The sequence below is a fragment of the Pseudomonas fluorescens genome (assembly GCF_000730425.1).
GTDB classification, from domain to species: domain Bacteria; phylum Pseudomonadota; class Gammaproteobacteria; order Pseudomonadales; family Pseudomonadaceae; genus Aquipseudomonas; species Aquipseudomonas fluorescens_X.
In genome coordinates, this window is sequence record NZ_CP008896.1 from 4,667,162 (window position 1) to 4,690,692 (window position 23,531).

24 protein-coding genes are annotated in these 23,531 nt (G+C 62.6%); 7 read left to right on the forward strand and 17 right to left on the reverse strand.

The window, feature by feature from the left end:
- Positions 1–44: 44 nt before the first annotated feature.
- The 8 genes from HZ99_RS20775 to cpaB are packed head-to-tail and all read right to left on the reverse strand — an operon-like array spanning position 45 to position 7,466.
- Complete coding sequence (locus tag HZ99_RS20775) at positions 45–311, reverse strand: DUF3613 domain-containing protein (RefSeq protein WP_038445702.1); 267 nt, start codon at positions 309–311, stop codon at positions 45–47.
- A gap of 19 nt (positions 312–330) precedes the next feature.
- Positions 331–1,047, reverse strand: coding sequence for a tetratricopeptide repeat protein (locus HZ99_RS20780; protein WP_038445704.1), 717 nt, complete (start codon positions 1,045–1,047; stop codon positions 331–333).
- Positions 1,048–1,057: 10 nt separating this feature from the next.
- Positions 1,058–1,945: a type II secretion system F family protein gene (locus tag HZ99_RS20785; RefSeq protein WP_038445705.1), complete on the reverse strand. Its 888-nt coding sequence runs from the start codon at positions 1,943–1,945 to the stop codon at positions 1,058–1,060.
- A gap of 1 nt (position 1,946) precedes the next feature.
- Positions 1,947–2,828, reverse strand: a complete 882-nt coding sequence (locus HZ99_RS20790) for a type II secretion system F family protein (RefSeq protein WP_038445707.1) — start codon at positions 2,826–2,828, stop codon at positions 1,947–1,949.
- A gap of 10 nt (positions 2,829–2,838) precedes the next feature.
- Complete coding sequence (locus tag HZ99_RS20795) at positions 2,839–4,110, reverse strand: CpaF family protein (protein WP_038445708.1); 1,272 nt, start codon at positions 4,108–4,110, stop codon at positions 2,839–2,841.
- Positions 4,107–5,300, reverse strand: coding sequence for an AAA family ATPase (locus HZ99_RS20800; protein ID WP_038445709.1), 1,194 nt, complete (start codon positions 5,298–5,300; stop codon positions 4,107–4,109). The genes HZ99_RS20795 and HZ99_RS20800 overlap by 4 nt, the downstream gene beginning before the upstream one ends.
- Positions 5,297–6,499, reverse strand: coding sequence for a type II and III secretion system protein family protein (locus HZ99_RS20805; RefSeq protein WP_038445710.1), 1,203 nt, complete (start codon positions 6,497–6,499; stop codon positions 5,297–5,299). The genes HZ99_RS20800 and HZ99_RS20805 overlap by 4 nt, the downstream gene beginning before the upstream one ends.
- A 19-nt stretch (positions 6,500–6,518) precedes the next feature.
- On the reverse strand, positions 6,519–7,466 hold the full coding sequence (cpaB, locus tag HZ99_RS20810) for a Flp pilus assembly protein CpaB (RefSeq protein WP_038445713.1): 948 nt from the start codon (positions 7,464–7,466) through the stop codon (positions 6,519–6,521).
- Between the two features lie 328 nt (positions 7,467–7,794).
- Here cpaB and HZ99_RS20815 point away from each other — a divergent pair, with 328 nt between their 5' ends.
- The 3 genes from HZ99_RS20815 to HZ99_RS20825 are packed head-to-tail and all read left to right on the forward strand — an operon-like array spanning position 7,795 to position 8,662.
- Positions 7,795–7,983 carry a Flp family type IVb pilin gene (locus HZ99_RS20815; protein ID WP_038445716.1) on the forward strand — a complete coding sequence of 63 codons (189 nt, stop codon included), beginning with the start codon at positions 7,795–7,797 and terminating at the stop codon, positions 7,981–7,983.
- Positions 7,984–8,038: 55 nt separating this feature from the next.
- Complete coding sequence (locus tag HZ99_RS20820) at positions 8,039–8,431, forward strand: response regulator (protein ID WP_038445718.1); 393 nt, start codon at positions 8,039–8,041, stop codon at positions 8,429–8,431.
- A gap of 42 nt (positions 8,432–8,473) precedes the next feature.
- Positions 8,474–8,662 carry a Flp family type IVb pilin gene (locus HZ99_RS20825; protein WP_038445719.1) on the forward strand — a complete coding sequence of 63 codons (189 nt, stop codon included), beginning with the start codon at positions 8,474–8,476 and terminating at the stop codon, positions 8,660–8,662.
- A 105-nt stretch (positions 8,663–8,767) separates the two neighbouring features.
- On the opposite strand, the gene HZ99_RS20830 is transcribed toward HZ99_RS20825, so the two are convergent.
- The 4 genes from HZ99_RS20830 to HZ99_RS20850 form a co-directional block, all read right to left on the reverse strand.
- A complete protein-coding gene (locus HZ99_RS20830; protein ID WP_038445722.1) occupies positions 8,768–10,450 on the reverse strand; it encodes a ShlB/FhaC/HecB family hemolysin secretion/activation protein in 1,683 nt (560 codons plus the stop codon).
- A gap of 168 nt (positions 10,451–10,618) precedes the next feature.
- Positions 10,619–12,298 (reverse strand): collagen-like triple helix repeat-containing protein, encoded by a 1,680-nt coding sequence (locus HZ99_RS20835; protein ID WP_181883197.1) that lies wholly within the window; start codon positions 12,296–12,298, stop codon positions 10,619–10,621.
- 312 nt (positions 12,299–12,610) lie between these two features.
- On the reverse strand, positions 12,611–13,459 hold the full coding sequence (locus tag HZ99_RS20845) for a MaoC family dehydratase (protein WP_038445723.1): 849 nt from the start codon (positions 13,457–13,459) through the stop codon (positions 12,611–12,613).
- A gap of 2 nt (positions 13,460–13,461) precedes the next feature.
- Positions 13,462–14,814, reverse strand: coding sequence for a 3-oxoacyl-ACP reductase (locus tag HZ99_RS20850; protein WP_038445726.1), 1,353 nt, complete (start codon positions 14,812–14,814; stop codon positions 13,462–13,464).
- Between the two features lie 106 nt (positions 14,815–14,920).
- On the opposite strand from HZ99_RS20850, the gene HZ99_RS20855 reads away from it, so the two are divergent.
- Both HZ99_RS20855 and HZ99_RS20860 read left to right on the forward strand, forming a co-directional pair.
- The gene (locus tag HZ99_RS20855; protein ID WP_038445729.1) at positions 14,921–16,198 is read left to right on the forward strand and encodes an acetyl-CoA C-acetyltransferase; all 1,278 of its coding nucleotides are present in this window, start codon (positions 14,921–14,923) and stop codon (positions 16,196–16,198) included.
- A gap of 174 nt (positions 16,199–16,372) precedes the next feature.
- Entirely contained in the window at positions 16,373–17,269 is an 897-nt protein-coding gene (locus HZ99_RS20860; RefSeq protein WP_038445732.1) for a PA4780 family RIO1-like protein kinase, read from the forward strand.
- A 132-nt stretch (positions 17,270–17,401) separates the two neighbouring features.
- On the opposite strand, the gene cueR is transcribed toward HZ99_RS20860, so the two are convergent.
- The 3 genes from cueR to HZ99_RS20875 all read right to left on the reverse strand — a co-directional run bounded on the left by cueR (position 17,402) and on the right by HZ99_RS20875 (position 20,521).
- Complete coding sequence (gene cueR, locus HZ99_RS20865) at positions 17,402–17,809, reverse strand: Cu(I)-responsive transcriptional regulator (RefSeq protein ID WP_038445733.1); 408 nt, start codon at positions 17,807–17,809, stop codon at positions 17,402–17,404.
- On the reverse strand, positions 17,806–20,007 hold the full coding sequence (locus tag HZ99_RS20870) for a heavy metal translocating P-type ATPase (RefSeq protein ID WP_038445734.1): 2,202 nt from the start codon (positions 20,005–20,007) through the stop codon (positions 17,806–17,808). The genes cueR and HZ99_RS20870 overlap by 4 nt, the downstream gene beginning before the upstream one ends.
- A gap of 133 nt (positions 20,008–20,140) precedes the next feature.
- The gene (locus HZ99_RS20875; RefSeq protein ID WP_038445736.1) at positions 20,141–20,521 is read right to left on the reverse strand and encodes a hypothetical protein; all 381 of its coding nucleotides are present in this window, start codon (positions 20,519–20,521) and stop codon (positions 20,141–20,143) included.
- Between the two features lie 147 nt (positions 20,522–20,668).
- On the opposite strand from HZ99_RS20875, the gene HZ99_RS20880 reads away from it, so the two are divergent.
- Both HZ99_RS20880 and HZ99_RS20885 read left to right on the forward strand, forming a co-directional pair.
- Positions 20,669–20,866 (forward strand): heavy-metal-associated domain-containing protein, encoded by a 198-nt coding sequence (locus HZ99_RS20880; RefSeq protein ID WP_038445738.1) that lies wholly within the window; start codon positions 20,669–20,671, stop codon positions 20,864–20,866.
- Positions 20,867–20,952: 86 nt separating this feature from the next.
- A complete protein-coding gene (locus HZ99_RS20885; RefSeq protein ID WP_038445741.1) occupies positions 20,953–22,146 on the forward strand; it encodes a multidrug effflux MFS transporter in 1,194 nt (397 codons plus the stop codon).
- Positions 22,147–22,154: 8 nt separating this feature from the next.
- Here the strand turns inward: HZ99_RS20885 and HZ99_RS20890 are convergent, their stop codons facing one another.
- The gene (locus HZ99_RS20890) at positions 22,155–22,334 is read right to left on the reverse strand and encodes a hypothetical protein (RefSeq protein WP_038445743.1); all 180 of its coding nucleotides are present in this window, start codon (positions 22,332–22,334) and stop codon (positions 22,155–22,157) included.
- Between the two features lie 149 nt (positions 22,335–22,483).
- The gene (locus tag HZ99_RS20895) at positions 22,484–23,497 is read right to left on the reverse strand and encodes a zinc-binding alcohol dehydrogenase family protein (RefSeq protein ID WP_038445746.1); all 1,014 of its coding nucleotides are present in this window, start codon (positions 23,495–23,497) and stop codon (positions 22,484–22,486) included.
- Between the last annotated feature and the right edge of the window lie 34 nt (positions 23,498–23,531).

Below are 23,531 nucleotides of genomic sequence, written 5' to 3' on the forward strand. Positions count from 1 at the left end.
GAATGGGATAGGGCTGCCATCGCCGGCAAGCCGGCTCCTACAGGTTATTTGCTGCTGCCTGGGCTCTTGCTGTCTTCATCGAATTTTTCCGGGATCGCGAATTTTTTGCTTTGCAGTAAACGCTGCATCGCCAGTTCGCGCTCTGTGGCGGTTGCCTGCTGTACCGTGGGCGAGGCGGCTTGCCCACTGACTTGCAGCCCCAGCCAGTGCTCGGTTTCCTGCTGGGCCTTGGACGAGGGCCCAGGCTCGATGGCCAGTGCCGCCAGGGGGAGGGCCAGCAGGGTCAGGCTGGCGAGGTAATGGAATTTCATTATCGGCTCCTTCAAGCGCTTACTGGATTATGGCGGGGGCTGAACCATGGGCCGCCGCAACCTGGCCTTTGGCCGCTGAGGCGTGGGTGGCCTTGAGTTGCTCGGCCCGGGCCTGGGCCTGGGTGACCTGCTCGGGGCTCAGGCCCACCTGGCTGGCCAATTGCGCGGCCTGGCCCCAGTTGTCCTGGTAGATCAACAGGGTTACCAGGTTGACCGCCGCCAGTTGATCGCTTTGCTTGAGCTCCATGGCTGTCATGAACTCAAAGCGCGCCTCTTCCAGGCGCCGTTGGTTGAGGTAGACCACCCCCAGGTCGTTGCGGATTTTTTCATCGGTGGGTGCCAGTTGCGCTGCCCGTTGCATATGGGCCAAGGCTTGCGCGTTGTCGCCCCGGGCTGCTGCCAGTTGACCCAGGCCGTGTTCACCTTCGGCCGCCATGCAGGTGCCCAGCAGGCTGCGGTACAGCGGTTGCGCTTCGCTGCGCCCGAGCAGGCGGTAGACCTTGGCCTTGCGCTGGCGCACTTGGGGCAAAGAGTCCGGCAGGCTTTGCAGGTTGGCCAGGCTGGCGTGCATCTTCCCTTCATTGGCCATGTCGTCGGCCAGGTTCAACGACAGTTCCTGTTCGGCGCTGGGCTTGGCGCAACTGCCCGGGGCCATCAGCGCCGACCAGGGCGTCTGGCCGTTGCTGGCACAGCCGCCGAGCATCAACAGGCTCAGGCCTGCAATCAGTGCTTTCATCGTGCGCTCCTCAAAAACTGCTCAGGGCCCGGGAGATCGCAATGAATGCCGGCCCCCCCAGCACAATCAATAAAGCGGGAAACAGGAAGACCATCATCACCACCGACATCTTGGCCGACATCTTCGAGATGAATTCCTGTAGACGGGTCAGGCGACGGTCATCGAGCAGTTGCTTGAGGGCCAGCAGCGACTTCATGGCGCCGCCGCCCTGCTGGATCAGTTGCTGAAGAATGATGCAGGTGTCGGTGAACTCGTCCACGGCCAGCAGCCTGGCGGTCTTGCCCAGCTCTTCGCTCAGTTCCAGGCCGGAATCGACCCGTGACAGGATCAAGCGCAGTTCCTGGGTCAGCGCGGGCAGCAGGCGCTGGGCTTCAACGCTCAACACCCGCAGGGACTGCTCTACGGCCATGCCCGACTCGAACAAGATGCGTAGCAGCGGGATAAAGGTCGACACCTCGCGGGAGATTTGCTGCTGCCGGGCCTTGGCCGCGCTGGCGAGGATGCGCTTGGGGATCAGGTAGCCCACGCCCAGGCCGAGCAGGGGCGCGATCCACGGCGAGTCGGCTCCGGGGAAGATCAGTTCCTCGCCCACCAGGATCACGCCCGCCAGTACCAGCGGCACGCCAATCTGGCAGGCGGCGAAGATCGAGCGCTGATTGGCTTTGCGCCAGCCCACGCGGTTGAGCAGGATCTGGGTTTCGTTATCCATGCTCACCGAGCGCTGGGCCAGTTGGCTGCTGCCAAACTGGCTGAGCAGGGTGCCGAGACGGTCGCCCCGCACCATCTGGCCTTGCAGGCGCTGGTTGACCAGACGCTGGCGGCGGCGCTGGGCCAGCAGTTGGCCGGCGATCAGTACGAGCGCAGCCAAAAACAACAAGGCACTGATCAGCAGGACCATCTCAAATACTCCGCAACATGCGCCACATCGTCAGACAGCCCAGCACCTGCATGGTCAGGGCGGCCAGCAGCATGTAGCGGCCGCTGTCGTCATTCCACATGGTCAGCAGGTAGCCGGGGTTGATCATCATGAAATAGCCCACCATCGCAATCGGCATGCCGGCCAGCACAAACGCGGTGACGCGCGTCTCGCCGGTCATGGCGCGTAATTGCCGCGCGCCTTGTTCCCGCTCGCGAATGACCTTGATCAGGTTCTCCAGCAAGTCGCTGGCGTTGCCCCCGTAACGGTGGTTGACCTTGAGCCCCAGGGCGAGCATGCGCAACTCGTCCTGCTCGTAGAACTCGGCGAAGTCATTGGCGGCCTCGGGCAGGCTGATGCCCAGTTGCACGTTGCGCTGGATGCGCCCCATGGCGGCTTTCAAAGGGTCCTCGGTGCTGTCGATCGAGCCCAGCAAGGCATCGGCCAGGGTGCGCCCGGACTTCAGGCTGCGCACCGTATGGTCGAGCACTTGCGGCAACTGTTCGATCATGCGTTTGACCCGCCGCCGATAGCGCCAGGCGATGTACAGGCGCAACACCAGTGGCGGAACGACTACCATGACCAGTAAGCCAACCCAGCTCCACACCAGAAACCCCAGGAGTGCGCCCAGCGCCCAGCAGGTCACCCACAGGCCCAGGCTGTCGGTGGGCTTGCCCAGGCCTGCGCGCTGGAACATGCGCTCCAGGCCGACCCAGCGCCCACGCTCTTCGGCCAGCAGCGGCTGGCCTTCGGCGAGCCGTTCCAGGACCCGGTCGGTTTCCGCCTGGCGCAGGCCACTGAGGAACAGGTGCAACGACACGCCAATCAGGATCACGCAACTGAACATCAGGATGGCGCCGGTCATGGTGACGCTCCTATAGCGACAGGACGGATTCGCGGCGCAGCTTGTCACCCGCCGGGTTGACAGCCTCGCGCAGGAAGCCGAAGCCAGTGCGTCGGTCATGGCGGAACAGGGTGTTGGTGACATACACGTCATCGCGCACACCCACCACTTCCACCACTTCGCTCACGCAACGCCGGCCATCGGGCAGGCGGGTCAACTGAATCACCACATCCAGTGCCGCGCAGATCATCTGGCGCAGGGTTTTTTCCGCGACCACACGACCGGTCAGGCCTACCAGGGTTTCCAGGCGCAGCAGGGCGTCCTGGGCGTTGTTGGCGTGCACGGTACTCATGGAGCCGTCGTGGCCGGTGTTCATCGCGGTCATCACATCCAGCACTTCCACGCCCCGGATCTCGCCGAGGATGATGCGGTCGGGGCGCATCCGCAGGGCGTTGCGGATCAGGTCGCTGGCTTTCACCTCGCCATGCCCCTCGGCATTCGGCGGGCGTGTTTCCAGGCGCACCACGTGGGGGTGGCCCAATTGCAATTCGGCGACGTCTTCGATGGTCACCAGGCGCTCGTGAGGGTTGATCAACTGGCTGAGGATATTGAGCAAGGTGGTCTTGCCGGTGCCGGTGCCGCCGCTGATCAGGATATTGCAGCGCTTGCCCACGGCTTCCTGGAAAAACTCAAAGATCGATTGGTCGATGGTCTGCATCGCCACCAGGTCGCTGCTCTTGAGCATGTCCTTGCGAAACTTTCGAATCGACAGGCACGGACCGTCCAGGGCAATCGGCGGGATGATCGCGTTGACCCGGCTGCCATCGGGCAGCCTTGCATCGACCATCGGTGACGACTCATCCAGGCGCCGGCCCAGTGGCGCGAGGATGCGCTGCATGACCCGCTCCACATGATGGGCGTCGATAAAGCGCAGATCGCTCTGGTGCAGCAGGCCGTCGCGCTCGACAAACACCCGGTGCGGGCCGTTGACCAGGATCTCGGTCACCGAGGGGTCGCGCAGCAGCACTTCCAGCGGGCCGAAGCCAGTCAGTTCATCAACGATTTCTTCGGCCAGGCGTTCCATTTCGTAGCGGGAAATCGCCAGGTGCATGCGCGTGATGTACTCGGAAACCTTGTCGATGACAAATTGCGCCAGGGATTGGCGCGAGCCTTCCAGCAGGTTTTTCCCCGATTCTTCGATGGCATCGATGATGTAGCGGTGCAGCACCAGTTTCAGGCCGTCGTGATCCACCGCGCTGTTCAGCCCACGAGCGGGCGCGCCGAAGAGTTTTTCGCTGCTCATTTGGCGGTCCTCAGCAGCCGTTCAAACCAGCGGGTGGAGGGTTTTTCAAGGCCCTCGGAGCGTTTGGCCAGGCGTTCGCCCAGGGTTTTCAGGTTCTGTGTCAAGGTTTCCCGGGGGGCGAGGTTGAACAGGGTCTGCCCCTGGTTTTTGGCGTTCAGGCGCACCTCGGGGCTGAACGGCAGGACGGCGATGACTTCCAGGCCGAAGCTCTTTTCCAGGGCTTCGGTGTCGGGGGCGGCGCCCTTGAGGTAGCGGTCGATCAGCAGTCGCGCGTGCTCCAGTTTCATGCCCTTTTCCCGCCACTGGTTGAGTACGGCCAGGTTGCGCCGGCAGTCGAGGACGTTCTGGTCGGTACACCACAAGAGCTTGTCGCAGTGGCTGACAAAGGTACGCAAGGCTTCGCTGTCACGCTGGCCGGTGAGGTTCACCACGATATGCTGGAAGTGTTGGCGCAATGCGCTGAGCAGCATATACAGCTCGGCGGCGCTGGTCATTTCCAGTGGGTCGTCGCTTTCGGTGTAGGCGAGGATGCGCAGGCCGCCGTCGGTGGCCGTGAAGGCGCTGTTGATCAGGGTGGTGTCCAGCCGGCGCAAGTGACGCAGGGCGTCGCCAAAGTTGAACGAACTTTCCAGGCCCAGCAGGGCCAGGCTGTCGCCACGGGGCAGGCCCAGGTCCAGCAGCAGGGTCTGTTGGCCGCTCTTTTGCACCACCATTGCCAGGTGGCTGGCGAGCAGGGCGCCATCGGCGTTGCCCTGGGTGCCATACAGTACGGTGAGGCCGCCCAGGTGCGCGTTGTGGGCGACTGGCGGCAGGCGTTTGCTCAGGCGCCGCACCAGGCCGGCAACTTCGCTGGAACGCGAACCGTAGGCGACAAAATCCCGCGCCCCGGCCCGCATTGCGTTGAGCACCAGTTGGTTGTCCATGCCGTCGCCCAGGGCGACGATGGCGAGCATCGGCTTGGCCTCCAGGGCGCCTTCGATCAAGGCGCTTTGCGCCACCACATGCTCGCGGTCCAGGCCGACGAACACCAGGTTGGCAAAGGTCACGTCCACCAGGGCCAACAGTTCATCGAGGCTGCCGCCACCGGCACTGACCACCTGGCCCAGTGGCGCCAGGGCACCTTGCAGCCATTCCAGGTCGGTGGTGTTGCGGGTGATTGCCAGGAACGTCTGGCTCAGGCTGTCGCTCATTGGGAAAGTCCTGTGCGTCGGTCGAAGTTGCCGTTTTCCAGGAAGTACAGGCGATACCAGTTGGGGTCGTAGTTGCGCAGTTTCTCTCCAGGCAGGGACGGCAGGCGTGCGTTGGCGGCCAGGGGCTGGACCAGATGCGGAGTGACGATCATCAGCAGCTCTTTTTCTTCGCGGCTGACGTTACTGTCACGGAAAAACGCGCCGAGGATCGGGATATCGCCCAGGCCTGGAAACTTGCTGATGGTGGAGCGGTTGTTGTTACTGATCAGGCCGCTGATCACAAAGCTTTCGCCATCGGCCAGGGACACCGTGGTGTCGGTGCGGCGCACGGTCAGGGCTGGTACCTGGATGCCTTCTACCTGCAGGGCGTTGGCGTAATCCAGCTCGCTGACTTCCGGCGCCACCTTGAGGGAAATCCGCGTGCGGTCGATTACGGTCGGGGTCAGGGTCAGGCGGATACCGAACTCTTTGTACTCGATGGAGATCGTGTTGCTGCCGGTACTTGGCACAGGGATCGGCACTTCGCCACCGGCGAGGAAGCTCGCACTGTGGCCACTCATGGCGACCAGGCTGGGCCGCGCCAGGGTGTAGGCAAAACCACTGCGTTCCAGGGCATTGATCAGCGCCGAAAAGCGCCCGCCGCCAATGCCGATATTAAAGCTCTCGTTATCCAATGGCAGGCTCATCCCGGCTGTACGCGGGCTGCCGAACAGGAAGTTGCGGGTGCCGCCGAAAATCGAGGTGCTGGCCTCCTTGAGCTTGGTACGGCTGACTTCGACAAAGCGAATATCGGTCTGTACCTGGCTGGGCAGGGACGGGTCATCGGAAGGCGACAGGGCCAGGCTGGTCAGGCTTGAGCTGGCCTTGCCCTTGACGAACACCATGCTCTGGCGCGGCGTACTGGAACAGTGGGTCCAGACCATCAGACTGGTGGCGCCAGACCCAACGCCGGTGAGCAGGAAGCTGCGATCACCGTTGAGGTGTACATCGGCGACTTTCGGGTCGCCAATGGCCAATCGGGTAATCGCCACGGGTGACTGCAGGGTTTGTTGCAAGCCTTCACCGACCTCGACCACGGCCGGCAGGGAGCCCAGGTTGCTGCAACTGTCGGAGGCTGCGAACGCCACGCCGACAGGCAGGCTGGACAATATCAGTGCCCAGGCCATTTGCGTGAACGCAGGTGCAAAACGATGGCGCATTCAAGGCATCCTTGCTCAATCAGGGGTTTTGTTGGGTCGCTTGGTTACCGCGTATGACCTCGATGCCGGAGCGCCTGGATTCGTTGGCCCCCCCAGCCTGTGCGACTCTTTTCGGCGCGGCGACCATGGCCAGTTGAGTGAACTGGTACAGCTCGCGATTGGCACTTTGCAGCTTGGCGAATGCCTCGTTGTTCCCGGCCCAGTACTGGCTGAGCAATTGTTCATCGGCACTGCGCACCGCCAGGCGCAAGGCGCCGACGCTGGTAGCCAGCATCAGGCGGCTCATCAACGGCTCCGGTACTGCCAACACCACGGTGCGCGGTGGGTTCGCCTGGCGTTGGGCCTGGCGGGCTTTTTCTTCGTCGGTGCTGGGCGGTGCAACGGCGGGCTTGCCATCGTTGGTCGGGCCGAGGTTATCGCCCACGCTGAGCAGGCGCAGGGCCGGCACGATGATCTGCGATGTCGGCTCCGGGTTGGTGCCTTCCGGGCGCAGGAACAGCAGTACATCCACATAATCCCCAGGGCTCAACTGGCCAGCCGCGCCGATGACCTCATCGACGGCCACCGCCAGGGCGCGTTCGTCAGGGCGGATCATGCGGGCCAGCGGGCCACCGGCATTGAAGCTGGCATCATCCAGCCAGGTGCCGGCACGCAGGGCTCTCAAGGGGGTGCGGCCAATGGCCTGGTCGAGGCTGGTCAAGCTGCCGGCCGGCGCAGTGCGTAGCTTTTCCAGGGTCAGGTCGGCGGCGGTGAGGGCAATATACGGCGGCACATCATGGGCCAGGACCACCACGGGTTGGCGAGTCTGGTCCTCGACGGCGGCGACGGTTTTCTCCACGGAAACGCCAGGTGGCGACGGCTCGGCAGCCGGCTCAGGCGGACGACTCAGCACCAGCCCCCAATAGCCTGCAAACAGCGCACCGATTAATAACAACCCGGCCAGGATCATGCTGACACGACTGTTCATGAAGGCTCTCCCTTTCCTGTTGCACCACGGGCCTCGTTTTTCCCAACGAGTTGATTTCGCAACCAGGCAGCTATGAACATCTAACGATTTCGCTATTTGACCGTAGCCGAGCTAGGACAAAATGCCATTAGTCACCGTGATTTATTTTGGAATAAACGACATTCCTCCCGGAAACACGGGTTTATGGCGCCAGTTTTGCGACTAATACTTTGTGATTAATCCGTTCTTACAGTTGTTGAGGTGGGGTTTGTTGACAATGCTCTAGTGGCACGCAGCAATCACCGTGCAGCACCGCGATCTGCGCAAGCAAGCGCAAAGGAGAAGTCATATGTTCCTTACCTTCATGATGAAGCTCTACGTCCAACTCCAATTGTTCTTTCACCGCAAAGAGGGCGCGACGGCAATCGAGTACGTGATCCTCGTGGCCGTTATTGCGCTAGTCGTGCTGGCAGCGGGGAAATTGCTCGGGCCTCAGATCGCGGCCATGTTCGCTAAAGTCGGGGCTGCCTTGACCTGATTGGTGGTAGTGCCTTGAGCAAGCCCATCAGTGATTGTTTTGGAAGGTATTGCTCATGAGCGCCGTTGTTGCGAGCCGCCAACAGATCCTGTTGGTGGATGACGAAGAAGATGCCCTCGTTGAACTGGCGGAGTCGCTGGGAAACGAGGGCTTCGTTTGTTTTTGCGCCACCTCCGTCACAGACGCGTTGCAGGAACTGACCCTGCACCCTGATATCGGGCTGGTCATCACTGACCTGCGCATGCCCGAGGAAAGCGGTATTTCCCTGATCAAGCGCTTGCGTGAGCACACCTCACGCCAGCACCTGCCCGTCATTGTCATGTCCGGTCATGCCGAAATGGATGATGTCAGTGACATGTTGCGCTTGCAGGTCCTGGACCTGTTTCGCAAACCCATCTACCTGGTTCGTTTGATCGACACCCTAAACAATCTGTTTCCCAGGGCGTAGGGAACAGTTGGCCAGTGCGTAGCGCCCCTGAGGAGATCTCCTATGTTGCTTGCCTTGCTGCTGAGGATTTGCGCAGGCTCGATGCTGTTCTGGCGCCGACGGGACGGTGCGACGGCTATCGAATATGTGATTTTGATTGTGGTGATTGCGCTGGTGGTGCTGGCAGCGGGGAAATTGCTGGGGCCGCAGATCGCAACATTCTTTGGCAAGGTGGGGGATGCGCTGACCTGAGCGTGCAGCTGCATTCCCCCTGTGGGCGCGGGCTTGCTCGCGATGGCGGTGGGTCAGCCCATCTATTGATCGACTGAGACACCGCCATCGCCGGCAAGCCGGCTTTTACAACTGATAGCTGAAGCTCAAGGTATAGCGCGGCCGCCGGTTAAAGCTGTCCAGCGCCATATCCGACATCGGCTTGGCCGCCTCCAGCGCAATGTTGTAGTACTTGGCATCGCCAAACCGCAGGCCGACAGCGGCAGAGGACATGTCGCTATCCTTGACCGGCAAGCGGTTGAACCAGGCCTTGGCCCGGTCGAGCACGATGTAGGGCTGCACGATCCTTACCCAGTCGCCAGCGCGGTTGTAGCTGTAGTTGACCTCATAGGCCACCCCCCAGCCCTTGTCGCCCGAACCCTGGTCATCCGGGTAGCCTCGCCCGAAGTTCTGCCCGCCGAACACCGCCCGTTCGCTGTCGGGCAGGGTGTCATCGCTCCAGTACAGCGCTGCCGACAGCACGCCTTGCCAGTTGTCGAAGAATTTGTCGCTCTGCACCCCGGACAGGCGCAGGCGGAAGAAGTCCAGGTCTGACTTTATCCCTGCCAGGTCGCTGCGCGTCTTGGCGCCCATGCCGTCGATGCCCTGGTACAGGCCGGCACTGAGAATGCGCAGTTGGCGATTGTCGGCCTTGCGCCAATCGCCTTCAAAGGCCAGGGCGCGCAGGTCGGTTTCCACGTCGAAGCGTTGTGGGTAACCCACCAGTTGATAGCGGGTCCTGTCGTTCACCCCATAGAAGCGGGTGCCCAGGGTCAGGGACTCGCTGGGCGAGGCGATCAGCGGATGGCTCAGGCCGATGGAGAAGCGGTCATTCTCGCGGTGTGGCTTGAGCGAAAAGCCGCCGTCCAGGCGGATATGGGTGCTCGGGTCGCTGCGATAGCGCGCGCCATACAGGCTTAACTGCGTGCCTTCGGCATTGATGAACTGGCTGTAGTCGAGCCGGTAGTAATGCTCTTTGTCATCCCCTGGCGGGAACAGGCCGCTGAGGCTCACTTGCTCGCCCATTGATGTGTGGGAGTTGCTGGTGCCGGCGATCAAGGCTTGCAGGCCGCCACGGCTGTCGTCGGTCATGCTCATGCTGCTGGTGAACGGTTTGCGGCTGGCCTGGATATTCATGTGCGCGGCACCGTCGGTGGTGCCTGGCGGCGGTACTTGCGCCTGCAGGGTCACACCGGGAATACGCCCCATCAAAGTGGTGTAGCGCTCAAAGGTCTTGCGGGTCAGCGGGCGTTCGGCCTGGAGCTTTTGCGCCAGCTTGTCGACGTAGGCCGAGACCGAACCAATGTCGCCTTGCACCTGGTAGTCCTTGATATAGCCCTCGACCAACACCACGCGCACCAGGCCCTGTTCGAAGCGCTGGTCGGGCAGGAAGGCGTAGGACAACAGGTAGCCATCCTGCTGGTAGCGGCGGGTGATGCTGCGGGTGGCTTCGATCAGTTGCGCGAGGTTGGTTTCATGGCCAATCAGCGGCTCGAACACCTGGGCGACTTCCTGGAGCGGGTACACCGTGCCGCCTTCGATCTGCAGTTTGCTGATGGTGACCTTGGTGTCCATCAGCAGCGGTTGCGCTTGTGCGGCCGGGGTCGGCGGCAGCTGGGTTTGCGGCGTCACCGGGCGGTAGGCATCGGCTGGCAGGTTGGGTACGGGGAGGTTGCGGATGGTGTCGTTGCTGTTGAGGAAGCTGGGTCGGGTCTCGGCGTGGACATAAGCGCTGAGGGTGAGCAATAACAAAGGCGTCAAAACGCGCATAGGACACTCCATGGTCAAAACTGCAGCGGCATTTCGCAGGGTCCCGCCGGGTTCTGGAGCACGGTTCGGGAGTTCCAATAAAAAAGACGAGAGACCCATTGGAATCTCTCGTCTCAACCAAGCGTAGGCGCTGTAGGGGAGGCCGTCTAATGGCCAGGTGCAATTCTTCTATTTGCCGGTCAGCCCTTTGAGCAGGCCACCTACGCCGGTGTTTGCAGTGGCAGATCCAGACGCAGTGGCATTGGCGTTGATGTTCAGGCCGCCGAGCAAGCCACCGCTGCTACCACTGGTGCCGCCGGTAACCAGACCGCCCACCGAGGACACCACACCACCGACTGCAGTGACGGTCTGGCCCACGGTATTGGTGACCGGGCTGGCGTTGGCCGCGGTGAGGTTGGCGCCGAGGCCGCTGACGGCGCCGCCTACTTGAGTGACCAGGCCGTTGACCGGAGCACCGATGCCGGTGGTGGTACCGATGTTCTGGGTCAGGCTGCTGACGCCCGACGTCACAGGGTTCAGCGCTGCGCCCACAGTGGTCGCAAGACCCGCCACCGGTGCGGTTGCCGCCGTGTTGGCGACGCCGTTGCCACCGATCACTGTGCCCAGCGAGGCCACGGTGTTACCCAGTGCGCCACCTGCCACACCGCCCGCACTGACGGTGCCATTGGTGTTGCCCGCATTCAGGCCGTTACCGACGTTGGCCACCAGGCCGCCCACCAGCTCAGGCAGACCGGATGCCGGGGCGCTGCCACTGCCGGTCCCGGCAGACGGTGCGACATAACCTCCGGCAGTGCCCGCCACCGCACCGACACCGCCAAGCACGGAGCCCAGGGCACCGGTCACGGGGTTGCCAGTGCCACCAGCGCCTGCCACCTGGGTGCCGAGGCCGGTGACGGTAGAGCCGACTTTATCCAGCAGACCATTGACCGGGTTGCCCAGGCCGGTGGCCTTGCCCAGATTGCCGGTGGTGTTTTCCACCAGCGAGACCACAGGCACCAGCACTTTGCCGCCCAGGGTGCTGGTGACCGACCCCAGTGGGCCGGTGGTGCTGGCGGTGCTCAAGGTATCGCCAAGCATCGTGACCGCCTGGCCAACTTTATCCACCAGGCCACCGGCTGCCCCACCGACGCCGCCGGTAAGACCGCCGACTACCGGGATGCCACCCAAGGTGGTCGACAGTGATTTGCCGGTGTTCGAAACACCCGTGCCCAGGTCGGCGACGCCGTTGGCCACGCCGGCCACGGTAACGCCCAGGGAGTTGCTGTTGGTACCCAGGGAGCCCAGGCCATCGCCGACGCCAGTGCCGATGCTGCCAACGGCGGTGCCCACGCTGGTCACCAGGCCGCCTGCGGTAGTGCCGACTACCGGAACGCCGCCAACGGTTGTGCCGATGCCACCGATAGCGGTACCGACGTTGCCGAGGGTGTCGCCCAGGTTGGCTGCAATCTGGCCCGTGACCAAGGGGCTGGTGGTCGAGCCGGTGCCGCCACCTGTGCCGCCGCCAGTGCCACCGCCGGTTCCGCCGCCAGTGCCACCGCCAGTGCCACCGCCGGTTCCGCCACCCGTGCCGCCGCCAGTGCCACCGCCGGTTCCGCCACCCGTGCCGCCACCGGTGCCACCGCCGTCGCCGCCACCCGTGCCGCCGCCAGTACCACCGCCAGTGCCGCCACCGGTACCGCCGCCATCACCACCACCCGTACCACCACCGGTACCGGCGCCAGCATCCGGGGAGGAAGAGGCAACGCTGCTCTTATGACCGCCACCACCACTGCTGCAGCCTCCCAGGCTCATCGCCAGGATAAGGGCCAATGCAGTACTTGCTTTCCACAACACGACTTGAGTTTTCATGATGAGTTCCTTAGCACCTGGTACAGCCTTTGTTGGTTTCGCAAGTTCGCCTGTTCTTCGGCAGGCAATACATGCGTCCGTTGTGGCTATAACAGTCCTCGGTACTCTTTATCGCAACGCTCAACTTGGTATTAACGATTTATATACAGGCAGGTGTATGCGTCTTGGTGATTAATACCAACGGTATAGAGGGACATTTTTTATTTGGGGTGATGTTATGAAAATCAACAAGTTGAATAAGTTAGCGGGCTATCGATAGCCCGCTATGACTTAGGGTGTATATATACAATTAATCAGCAGATTGTCCCGGTTTCAGGCAATTGGCTGCCACTTGCCAAGCATATGTTCGATATCGCCACTGCCCTTGAGTTGCAACTCACCGCTGGAACCGGGTGCACTGCTCAACAAGATAACCTCGCCAGGCAGGCGTACCGGTTTCTTGAATTCAACGTAGATCTCGATATTCGCCGTGGGCAGATGCTCATGCAGGGCTGCCACGGTGCGGGCCTTGTTCCACAGCCCATGGGCGATCGCCTGGGGGAAGCCGAACAGCTTGGCTGTGATGGTGCTCAAGTGGATCGGGTTGTAATCGCCGGACACCCGGGCGTACCGCCGCCCGATGTCGGACGGCGCCCGCCAGCGGGTCAGCTCGCTGACCGTATTGGGCGCTGCCAGGGATTGCTCTGACGCCTCGCCATCGAGTTTCACCCCGCGACAGAGCATTTGGCTTTCACCTTCCCACAGCAAACCCAGGGAATCTTCAACGGTGGTGATCAGGTCAAACGTCGCGCCCTTGGCATGGGGTTGCAGGTTGCGCGTGTGCACACTGACCCGCACATCGCTGACCCCGCCCATGGGGCGAAACACACGGATGCGGTTGCTCAAATGCACCAACCCCAGCAGCGGGAAAGGAAACTCCCGCGCCGTCAGCAATTGCAACTGCAGGCTGAACGCCAGGATGTGTGGATAAGTTGCCGGCAGTACCGGGCTCTCGGCAAACCCGCAGACCTTACGATAGGCCGCCACCGCTGCGGGATTGACCTGTACCCGGCAATGCAGCCCTGAAGTGGGCAGCGTGGTGCCGGTGATCTTGCGCTTGAGCGCGGCGCGCCAGTACAGCGGTGGTAGCGCCGGGCTGCTGGGTAATGTGTGCCACAACATGGTTACGCTCCCAGCAGGCTTTGCCCGCATACGCGCAACGCCTGGCCACTGACCGCGCCTGACCCCGGCTGGCCGAGCCAGGCCACTGCTTCGGCAACATCCTGGGGCAAGCCACCCTGGCCCAGTGAGCTCATGCGCCGTCCGGCTTCACGCAGGGCGAAAGGAATGTGCGCGGTCATCTGGGTCTCGATAAAGCCCGGGGCAACCGCGTTGATGCTGATACCCCGTTGCGCCAGCAGCGGCGCCCAGGCCTGGGCCAGGCCGATCAACCCGGCCTTGCTCGCGGCGTAGTTGGTTTGCCCGCGGTTGCCGGCAATGCCGCTGATGGAGGCGAGTAATACCACACGGCCATTGTCCTGCAGGGTGCCGCTGTCGAGCAGGGCCTTGGTCAACACTTGTGGGGCGTTGAGGTTGACCGCCAAGACGGCGTCCCAGTATTCCGGCGTCATGTTGGCCAGGGTCTTGTCGCGGGTGATCCCTGCGTTGTGCACCACGATATCGATGCCGTCCGGCAACTGCTCGATCAACTGTGTGGCGGCGTCATCGGCGCAGATATCCAGGGCAATGCCACGCCCGCCCAAGCGAGCGGCGAGGGCGTCAAGGTCGGCCTTGGCCTGCGGCACATCCAGCAATACGATTTGGGCACCGTCGCGGGCCAGGGTTTCGGCAATCGAGGCGCCGATCCCGCGGGCGGCCCCAGTCACCAGGGCCTTGAGCCCGGCCAGCGGACGCGTCCAGTCATGCACCTGGGTCGGGCAGGCGCTCAGGCGCAGCACCTGGCCGCTGATGTAGGCACTTTTGGGCGAAAGGAAAAACCGTAGCGCGCCTTCCAGCTGAGGCTCGGCGCCTTCGCCGACATACAGCAATTGCAGGGTGCCGCCGTTGCGCAGCTCCTTGGCCAGCGACCGGCTGAAACCTTCGAGGGCGCGCTGGGCGCTGGCGGCAAACGGTTCGCCGAGGTTTTCTGGGGGGCGGCCAAGAATGACCAGGTGTGCGCTGTGATCGAGATTTTTCAGCAGCGGCTGAAAGAATTCGCGCAGTTGCTTGAGTTGATCGGTGTGCTGCAAATGGCTGGCATCGAACAGCACGGCCTTGAGCTTGGGACCATGCCCGGGAATCCACGCGGCGGCCTGCAACGGCTCGGGCCCGTAGCGGTAGATGGCTTCGGTGAGTTTATTGGCAAACCCCAGCACCTGGGCCGCCAGCGGGCCGCCACCCAACAGCAGGGCACCCTCCACCGGGCGCAGGCGTCCGGCTTGCCAGCGCTCCAGGCGTACCGGGGACGGCAGGCCCACGGCCGAGACCAAGCGATGGCCGAGGCTTGAGTTGGCGAAGTCGATATAACGGTCAGACATGGAACGCTCTCCGGCTGCTGGGGTTCAAAGGGTGGACCATCAACAGGTGACAGTCGTTCCTAGTCTAGGCTCAGGATTGCACCTACCACCTAACAGGGAGCTTTCCATGACTCAACTGCGCCGTGTCGCGATCATTGGCGGTAATCGTATCCCCTTCGCCCGTTCCAATGGCCCCTACGCCACGGCGAGTAACCAGGCCATGCTGACCGCGGCCCTGGAAGGTTTGATCGAGCGCTACAACCTGCACGGCCTGCGCATGGGCGAAGTGGCCGCAGGCGCAGTGCTCAAGCATTCGCGGGACTTCAACCTGACCCGCGAATGCGTGCTGGGCTCACGCCTGTCGCCGCAAACCCCGGCCTATGACATTCAACAGGCCTGCGGCACCGGGCTGGAAGCGGCGCTGCTGGTGGCCAACAAAATTGCTCTGGGCCAGATCGAATGTGGGATCGCCGGCGGTGTGGATACCACTTCCGACGCACCCATCGGGGTGAACGAAGGCTTGCGCAAGATCCTGCTGCAAGCCAATCGCAGCAAATCCATGACGGATAAGTTAAAAGTCTTGTTACAACTTCGTCCCCAGCACCTCAAGCCGGAACTGCCGCGCAATGGCGAGCCGCGCACTGGCCTGTCCATGGGCCAGCATTGCGAACTGATGGCTCAGACCTGGCAGATACCCCGCGACGAACAGGACCAACTGGCCCTGGACAGTCACCAGAAGATGGCCGCGTCCTACGCCGAGGGCTGGCACAACGATTTGCTCACGCCGTTCCTCGGCCTGACCCGTGACAACAACCTGCGCCCGGACCTGACCCTGGAAAAACTCGCCAGCCTCAAACCGGTTTTTGAGCGCAGTGCAAAGGGCACCCTTACCGCTGGCAACTCCACGCCGCTGACCGACGGCGCGTCTCTGGTGCTGCTGGGCAGCGAAGCCTGGGCCAAGGAGCGTGGCCTGCCGATCCTCGCCTACCTGCGTGATGGCGAAGCGGCGGCGGTGGATTTCGTCAACGGTGCCGAGGGGCTGTTGATGGCACCGGTGTATGCCGTGCCACGTTTGCTGGCGAGAAATGGCCTGACGTTGCAGGATTTTGACTACTACGAAATCCACGAAGCCTTCGCCGCCCAAGTGTTGTGCACACTCAAGGCCTGGGAAGACGCCGATTACTGCAAGACCCGACTGGGCCTGGACGCGCCGCTGGGCGCCATTGACCGCAGCCGCCTGAACGTCAAGGGCAGCTCCCTGGCCGCCGGGCATCCCTTTGCTGCCACCGGGGGGCGTATTGTCGCCAACCTGGCCAAGCTGCTGGACGCAGCGGGCAAGGGGCGCGGGCTGATCTCGATCTGTGCGGCGGGCGGGCAGGGCGTGACGGCGATCATTGAGCGTTGATCTCGGCTATCATCCGCACGCCCCGAACAATGGCGGCTTTGTCGGATTAATCTGGCATATTGGATGCATTCTTTAGCAGATCAGAGCTCGTTACCCTCTCCCCGCTGTGCGAGGATTGCCGTATAACGAGTGCCATACGCGTGTTTGGTAATAAAGGACCCACAATAAAAGCTGATGAAGACTCCTAAACGCATTGAACCCCTGATCGAGGACGGTCTGGTCGACGAAGTGCTGCGCCCACTCATGAGTGGTAAAGAAGCAGCTGTTTATGTGGTGCGCTGCGGCAACGAGTTACGTTGCGCCAAGGTCTACAAGGAGGCGAATAAACGAAGTTTTCGTCAGGCGGCCGAATACCAGGAAGGCCGCAAAGTCCGCAACAGCCGGCAGGCCCGGGCCATGGCCAAGGGATCCAAGTTCGGCAAGAAAGAAACCGAAGACGCATGGCAGAACGCCGAAGTGGCGGCTCTGTTTCGTTTGGCCGGCGCCGGCGTGCGTGTGCCCCAGCCCTACGACTTCCTGGAAGGCGTGTTGCTGATGGAACTGGTGGCCGACGAATACGGCGATGCGGCGCCAAGGCTCAATGACGTGGTGCTGGAACCGGATCAGGCCCGTGAGTATCACGCGTTCTTGATCTCGCAGATCGTGCTGATGCTGTGTACCGGTCTGGTGCACGGTGACCTGTCCGAGTTCAACGTGCTGCTGACGCCGACGGGCCCGGTGATCATCGACCTGCCTCAAGCGGTGGATGCAGCGGGCAACAACCATGCGTTCAGCATGTTGGAGCGGGACGTGGGCAACATGGCTTCCTATTTCGGGCGCTTTGCCCCGGAATTGAAGAAGACCAAGTACGCCAAGGAAATGTGGGCGCTGTACGAAGCCGGCACCTTGCACCCGGCCAGCGTGCTGACCGGCGAGTTCGACGAGCCGGAAGAACTGGCGGACGTCGGCGGCGTGATGCGTGAGATCGAAGCGGCGCGGCTTGACGAAGAGCGACGCCAGGCGATCCGTGCCGCAGACGATGCGCCACCGGGCAAGCCGGCGGAAGAACCGCCGCCGCCTTGGATGCAGTGATCGCCCAGCACACTGGGGGTTAAAAATGTGGGAGCGGGCTTGCTCGCGAAAGCGGTGTATCAGTGCCAGATTTGTTGGCTGGCACACCGCCTTCGCGAGCAAGCCCGCTCCCACATTGGGTTTTGTGTTCGGTCAGTTGGATCCGCAACAGCTACCTGACGCCAACTCCTTGAGAATCGGGCAATCCGGCCGGTGGTCGCCCTGGCAGTGCTCCACCAGGTCTTGCAAGGTATCGCGTAACTGCCCCAGTTCGCGGATCTTGTGGTTCAGCTCCTCGATATGCTGGCGCGCCAGCGCCTTGACGTCGGCACTGGCCCGTTGCCGGTCCTGCCACAGCTCCAGCAGCTTGCCGACTTCCTCCAGGGAAAACCCCAGGTCCCGCGAGCGTTTGATAAACCCCAGGGTGTGCAGGTCGTCATCGCCATACAGGCGATAGCCGCTGTCACTGCGATGGGCGGGCTTGAGCAGGTTGATGGACTCGTAATAGCGAATCATCTTGGCGCTCAAGCCGCTTTGCCGGGCTGCCTGGCCGATGTTCATTGACGGTGATCCTCCAGATCCTTGGGTTTCCAGGTTTTCAACAATAGCGCATTGCTGACCACGCTCACGCTGGACAGGGCCATGGCGGCGCCGGCCAATACCGGGTTGAGCAGGCCGAACACGGCCAGGGGGATGCCGATCAAGTTATACACAAAGGCCCAGAACAGGTTCTGCCGAATCTTTGCATAGGTCTTGCGGCTGATTTCCAGGGCGGCGGGCACCAGGCGCGGGTCGCCGCGCATCAAGGTGATACCCGCTGCATGCATCGCCACGTCGGTGCCACCGCCCATGGCGATGCCGATATCCGCGGCGGCCAGGGCCGGGGCGTCATTGATGCCGTCGCCGACCATGGCCACCACACCGGTCTTTTTCAGCTCGGCAACGGTGGCGGCTTTGTCGGCGGGCAGCACTTCGGCGTGTACATCGTCGATGCCCAGCGCGTGTGCCACCACCCGGGCGCTGCCGCGGTTGTCGCCGGTCAACAAGTGGCTGCTGATATGCCGCGCCTTGAGCTGCTGTACGGCCTGCAGGGCACCGTCCTTGAGGGTGTCGCCAAAGGCAAACAGGCCCAGCACCCGGGGCTGTGGGCTTTGCTCGATCAGCCAGGACAAGGTGCGACCCTCGGCCTCCCAGGCGCTGGCGTTGGCGGCCAGGTCTCCCGGCAACAAGCCGGACTCATCGAGCATGCGCCGATTGCCCAGGGCCAGTTGCCGCCCGTCCAGGGTGCCGGCAATGCCGCGTCCGGTCAGGGATTGGCTGGCGCTGACATCGGCAACCGGCAGGCCTTGCTCATTACAGGCGTCCAGCACGGCCTTGGCCAAGGGGTGTTCGCTGCCGCGTTGCAGGGCGCCGGCCTGTTGCAGCAGCAACGCCTCATTGCCATCGACTGCACTCAGATGGGCGATTTTCGGTGCGCCGGAGGTGAGGGTGCCGGTCTTGTCGAACACCACCGCGCTGACTTCGTGGGCGCGCTCCAGGGCTTCGGCGTCCTTGATCAAAATCCCGTGACGGGCCGCAACACCGGTGCCGGCCATGATCGCGGTCGGCGTGGCCAGGCCCAATGCACAGGGGCAGGCAATCACCAGCACTGCGACGGCATTGATCAAAGCCGTTTCCAGGGGGGCGCCGTACAACCACCAGCCGACCACGGTGGCGAGGGCAATCACCAGCACGGTTGGCACAAATACCTGGCTGACTTTATCCACCAGTTTCTGGATCGGCGCCTTGGCCGCCTGGGCGTCTTCGACCAGGCGAATGATCCGTGCCAGCACGCTCTCGGCACCGAGGGCCAAGGTGCGTACCAGCAAGCGGCCTTCCCCGTTGATGGCGCCGCCGGTGACTTTATCCCCCGGCTGTTTCGGCACCGGCAGGCTTTCACCGGTGATCAACGCTTCGTCGGCATGGCTTTGGCCTTCGACCACTTCACCGTCTACCGGGAAGCGCTCACCGGGCTTGACCAGCACCAGATCGTTGAGACGCAGGGCGCTGATGGCAACGTCCTGCTCGCGCCCGTCAATCACCTGAATCGCCCGTTCCGGCCGCAGGGCCTCCAGGGCTCGAATGGCGCTGGCGGTCTGGCGCTTGGCGCGGCTTTCCAGGTACTTGCCGAGCAGTATCAAGGCGATCACCACCGCTGAGGCTTCGAAGTACAGGTGCGGTTCAACACCCGCCGGGGCGGTGAGCCACTGGTAAATACTCAAGCCATACCCGGCGCTGGTGCCGATGGCGACCAACAGGTCCATATTGCCCGCGCCGGCGCGCACGGCTTTCCAGGCGGCGACATAGAAGCGCGCACCAAAGATGAACTGCACGGGGGTGGCCAGCAGGAATTGCACCCAGGCCGGCAGCATCCAGTGCAGGCCGAAGGGTTGCACCACCATGGGCAAGACCAGGGGCAACGCCAACGCAATGGCCATCAGCATCGACCAGCGTTCGTGTTTCAGACGCTGTTCCTGGCTGGCTTGGGTGGCGGTTTCGCTTTGGGGCAGGGTGGCGGTGTAGCCGGCCTTTTCGACGGCAGCGATCAGCACGGCGGGGTCCATCTGGCCTGTCACCTCGACATGGGCCCGTTCATTGGCCAGGTTGACGCTGACGCTCTGCACGCCGGGCACCTTGTTCAGGGCGCGCTCGACCCGCCCGGCGCAACTGGCACAGGTCATGCCGCTGATCGGCAGGTCGAAGGTGGTGGATCCGTTCATGGGGCGTTCCTCCAGGAGAAGTTGCCTGTAGGATCAACCTTGACCTGATAGGAAGGTCAAGCTCCATTATTTGTATCGCGTCGCAGTCCTGCTTTTTTGTAGGAGCCGGCTCCTACAGGGATTTGCGTGTAGCTCAATAGCCCAGCTTCGCGGCCTTGAGGTACATGCCGTCCGCTCCCTGGGCAATGCGCAGCTTGCGCACATCGCCGGCTTTAAGCTCGATAGCTTGTGCCGTGGGTGCCAGCATCCCCGGCAGGCAGCCAGGGGCCTGGCCCGGCAGCAGTTTGAGGCGCAGCGAAACCCGGCCAGCAGGGAAGTTGAACGAGGTGGCCTGCTCCTGGAACAGCCGCCCGGCCAGATGGTCATTGACGTACAGGCCAATCTCACAGTTGGTGGGCACTTCCAGGCGCTCCCTGGAAATGATCAGCACCGCATAGTCCTCGGCGGCACTGGCCTGGGGGGCTGCGGCAAACAGGCTCAACAGGCTGACAAGGCCAAAAAGCGACCAGCGCATGATGAATTCTCCGGGTTTCAAATCGTGGATGGTTGCAGCTTGGCCGACGTCGTCAGGGAATACCAGCCCGGCTGTGGTTTTCAGCGCTTGACCTTGCCATCGTGGCAAGGATGAGACTAGGGGCAACCTCACTCAAGGAGTCATGTCATGCAAATATTCAGCGTTGAAGGAATGACCTGCGGCCACTGCGTTCGGGCAGTGACCCAAGCGGTACAAGCCAAGGACCCGGCCGCCAGTGTGAATGTGAATCTGGCAGCCAAGGAAGTCGGTGTGGAAAGTCGTTTGTCGCCGGAGGAAGTGATCAGCCTGATCACCGAAGAAGGCTACAGTGCCAAGCTCGCCTGATTATTTAATAGGTAGCGAGCTAACATAATGTTCAAGGCACCCAAGCGCGGCTAGACTGTCGGGCTGCCGACTCTTCCGGGTGCCTGATGAACCTTCGCACAATTCTGATTCTGGGGGCCTTGAGCGCATTTGCGCCGCTGGCCATCGACTTTTACCTGCCGGGTTTCCCGGCCATGGCCGTAGCCTTCGGCACCGACGAAAAACATATCCAACTGACCCTGGCGGTGTACTTCACTGGCCTGGCGATTGGCCAGTTGATCTATGGGCCGCTGGCGGATCGTTTTGGCCGGCGCATCCCGCTGTTGAGTGGTGTCACCTTGTTCACCGTGGCCTCCCTGGCGTGCGCCTATGCACCGTCACTGGAGTGGTTGATCGGTGCGCGCTTCGTCCAGGCCCTGGGCGGTTGTGCAGGGATGGTGATTTCCCGGGCGGTGGTCAGCGACAAGTGCGACGCGGTGGGCTCGGCCAAGGTTTTTTCGCAACTGATGCTGGTGGTCGGGCTGGCGCCGATCCTGGCGCCGATGCTTGGTGGGGTGATGGTCAGCCTGTGGGGTTGGCAGTCGATTTTCCTCGCCTTGACGGTTTTCAGTGTGGGCGCTGGTGTGGCGGTGGCGGTGGGGCTGCCGGAGAGTTTTCCGGCCCATCAGCCTCGGCAGCCGTTGTCCGGGGCAATGCGCCAGTATGGGCGCCTGCTGGCTGACCCGGTGTACCTGGGTTATGCCGTAACCGGTGGCATCGCGATTGGCGGGATGTTTGCCTACATCGCCGGTTCGCCTTTCGTATTTATCAAGCTCTACGGCGTGCCGGCCGAGCATTATGGCTGGCTGTTCGGCACCAATGCCGCAGGCTTTATCCTGGTGGCCCAGCTCAATGCGCGACTCTTGTCCAAGCGCGGCCCGGCGTTTTTGCTGACCCGCACGGTGTGGGTCTACCTCGTGGCGGCGCTGGCGTTGCTGGCGGTCAGTGCCTTGCATACCGAAGCGTTGTGGCCGCTGCTGGTGCCGCTGTTCCTGTGTATCGCCAGCCTGGGCTGCATCATGCCCAATACCTCGGCGTGCGCCATGAGCGGCCAGGGCGCACGGGCTGGCAGCGCTTCGGCACTGCTGGGCTGCATCCAGTTTGGCGTGGCGGCGGGTGCGGCATCGTTGGTGGGGGCGTTGCACGACGGCACGGCCATGCCGATGTCGATCGTCATCAGCCTGTGCGGGGTGCTGGCGGTAGTGGTGGCCATGTTGACCCAGCGCCTGCAACGGCAGCGAGCCTTGCAAGCGCAGGTCTGACGGCGTTTTCAGCCAGTAGCGCGCTGCTGGCTCTGGGGAAAGCGATGGGGCGCCTGGATCCTGCTTTGCAGGGTGCTGGCGAAGGCGCGGGCCTCGGCTTCAGTGCGGAAGGTAAAGGTGTCATGGTCCAGGCGGACCTGCCATTTGTTGCCTTGGGATTTTGCTAACGCTTTTATCAGGATCTTCATTGCTGACTTCCTCACGTAAAAGATTGCGTGGCAAAGGCGGCCAATATAAACCCGAATACGCTCACAAATATGACAAGGATCAAGTGTCTGACTAGCGGTGTCATCCGTTACTCACAGCGATAACGGACGACACTGATAGAGCCTTTGTCTTAGAAACCTTCCAGTACGATTTTGCCCTTGGCCTGGCCGCTTTCCAGCAGCGCATGGGCCCGGCGCAGGTTTGCCGCATTGATCACGCCGAAGTGTTCGCCCACCGTGGTTTTCAGGGTGCCGGCGTCAATCAGTTCGGCCACTCGATTGAGCAGGTTGTGCTGCTCGATCATGTCAGCGGTCTCGAACATCGAGCGGGTGTACATGAACTCCCAATGCAGCGACAGGCTCTTGCGCTTGAGCTTGGTCACGTCCAGCGACTTGGGATCATCGATCAATGCCAGTTTGCCCTGGGGGGCGAGGGCTTCGACCAACTGGTCCAGATGCTGGTCAGTCTGGGTCAGGCTGGCGACGTGGGTCACTTGGGCGTGGCCTGCGCGCTTGAGCTCTTCGCTCAGGGGCTGGCGGTGATCGACCACCAGGTCGGCCCCCAGGTCCTTGGCCCAGGCCTGGGTTTGCGGGCGCGAGGCGCTGCCGATCACCTTGAGTGCGGTGAGTTGCGCAGCCAGTTGGGTCAGGATCGACCCGACGCCGCCGGCAGCGCCGACAATCAGCAGGCTCTGGCCTTGATCGGTCTTGCCTTGTGTTATTTGCAGGCGCTCGAACAGCAGTTCCCAGGCGGTGATGGCGGTCAGCGGCAGGGCGGCGGCTTCGGCAAAACCCAGGCTCTTGGGCATATGGCCGACGATACGTTCATCCACCGTATGCCATTCACTGTTACCGCCAGGGCGTGTCAGGGAGCCGGCGTAGAACACCTTGTCGCCGGCCTTGAACAGCGTGACTTCGCTGCCGACGGCCTTGACCACGCCGGCCACGTCCCAGCCCAGCACCTTGGCCGCACCGTCTTGCGGGGCGACGTTCTGGCGGATCTTGGTGTCGACCGGGTTGACCGAGATGGCTTTGACTTCCACCAGCAGATCGCGCGGGCCGGCCACTGGTTCGGGCAACTCGATATCTTGCAGGGACTTGGGGTCGTCGATCGGCAATGCGGCGTAGTAGGCGATGGCTTTCATGAGGGGTCCAGAGAGTGAGGAATGGAATGGACAG

What these genes read in the sequence shown, in the direction of transcription:
- HZ99_RS20855 (WP_038445729.1), top strand. Translation starts at nt 14,921, where the DNA reads ATGACTCAACTGCGCCGTGTCGCGATCATTGGCGGTAATCGTATCCCC.
- HZ99_RS20830 (WP_038445722.1), bottom strand. Translation starts at nt 10,450, where the DNA reads ATGCGCGTTTTGACGCCTTTGTTATTGCTCACCCTCAGCGCTTATGTC.
- HZ99_RS20885 (WP_038445741.1), top strand. Translation starts at nt 20,953, where the DNA reads ATGAACCTTCGCACAATTCTGATTCTGGGGGCCTTGAGCGCATTTGCG.
- HZ99_RS20795 (WP_038445708.1), bottom strand. Translation starts at nt 4,110, where the DNA reads ATGAGCAGCGAAAAACTCTTCGGCGCGCCCGCTCGTGGGCTGAACAGC.
- HZ99_RS20895 (WP_038445746.1), bottom strand. Translation starts at nt 23,497, where the DNA reads ATGAAAGCCATCGCCTACTACGCCGCATTGCCGATCGACGACCCCAAG.
- HZ99_RS20805 (WP_038445710.1), bottom strand. Translation starts at nt 6,499, where the DNA reads ATGCGCCATCGTTTTGCACCTGCGTTCACGCAAATGGCCTGGGCACTG.
- HZ99_RS20800 (WP_038445709.1), bottom strand. Translation starts at nt 5,300, where the DNA reads ATGAGCGACAGCCTGAGCCAGACGTTCCTGGCAATCACCCGCAACACC.
- HZ99_RS20785 (WP_038445705.1), bottom strand. Translation starts at nt 1,945, where the DNA reads ATGGTCCTGCTGATCAGTGCCTTGTTGTTTTTGGCTGCGCTCGTACTG.
- cueR (WP_038445733.1), bottom strand. Translation starts at nt 17,809, where the DNA reads ATGAACATCGGCCAGGCAGCCCGGCAAAGCGGCTTGAGCGCCAAGATG.
- HZ99_RS20780 (WP_038445704.1), bottom strand. Translation starts at nt 1,047, where the DNA reads ATGAAAGCACTGATTGCAGGCCTGAGCCTGTTGATGCTCGGCGGCTGT.
- HZ99_RS20845 (WP_038445723.1), bottom strand. Translation starts at nt 13,459, where the DNA reads ATGTTGTGGCACACATTACCCAGCAGCCCGGCGCTACCACCGCTGTAC.
- HZ99_RS20825 (WP_038445719.1), top strand. Translation starts at nt 8,474, where the DNA reads ATGTTGCTTGCCTTGCTGCTGAGGATTTGCGCAGGCTCGATGCTGTTC.
- HZ99_RS20815 (WP_038445716.1), top strand. Translation starts at nt 7,795, where the DNA reads ATGTTCCTTACCTTCATGATGAAGCTCTACGTCCAACTCCAATTGTTC.
- HZ99_RS20875 (WP_038445736.1), bottom strand. Translation starts at nt 20,521, where the DNA reads ATGCGCTGGTCGCTTTTTGGCCTTGTCAGCCTGTTGAGCCTGTTTGCC.
- HZ99_RS20835 (WP_181883197.1), bottom strand. Translation starts at nt 12,298, where the DNA reads ATGAAAACTCAAGTCGTGTTGTGGAAAGCAAGTACTGCATTGGCCCTT.
- HZ99_RS20870 (WP_038445734.1), bottom strand. Translation starts at nt 20,007, where the DNA reads ATGAACGGATCCACCACCTTCGACCTGCCGATCAGCGGCATGACCTGT.
- HZ99_RS20790 (WP_038445707.1), bottom strand. Translation starts at nt 2,828, where the DNA reads ATGACCGGCGCCATCCTGATGTTCAGTTGCGTGATCCTGATTGGCGTG.
- HZ99_RS20850 (WP_038445726.1), bottom strand. Translation starts at nt 14,814, where the DNA reads ATGTCTGACCGTTATATCGACTTCGCCAACTCAAGCCTCGGCCATCGC.
- HZ99_RS20820 (WP_038445718.1), top strand. Translation starts at nt 8,039, where the DNA reads ATGAGCGCCGTTGTTGCGAGCCGCCAACAGATCCTGTTGGTGGATGAC.
- cpaB (WP_038445713.1), bottom strand. Translation starts at nt 7,466, where the DNA reads ATGAACAGTCGTGTCAGCATGATCCTGGCCGGGTTGTTATTAATCGGT.
- HZ99_RS20890 (WP_038445743.1), bottom strand. Translation starts at nt 22,334, where the DNA reads ATGAAGATCCTGATAAAAGCGTTAGCAAAATCCCAAGGCAACAAATGG.
- HZ99_RS20860 (WP_038445732.1), top strand. Translation starts at nt 16,373, where the DNA reads ATGAAGACTCCTAAACGCATTGAACCCCTGATCGAGGACGGTCTGGTC.
- HZ99_RS20880 (WP_038445738.1), top strand. Translation starts at nt 20,669, where the DNA reads ATGCAAATATTCAGCGTTGAAGGAATGACCTGCGGCCACTGCGTTCGG.
- HZ99_RS20775 (WP_038445702.1), bottom strand. Translation starts at nt 311, where the DNA reads ATGAAATTCCATTACCTCGCCAGCCTGACCCTGCTGGCCCTCCCCCTG.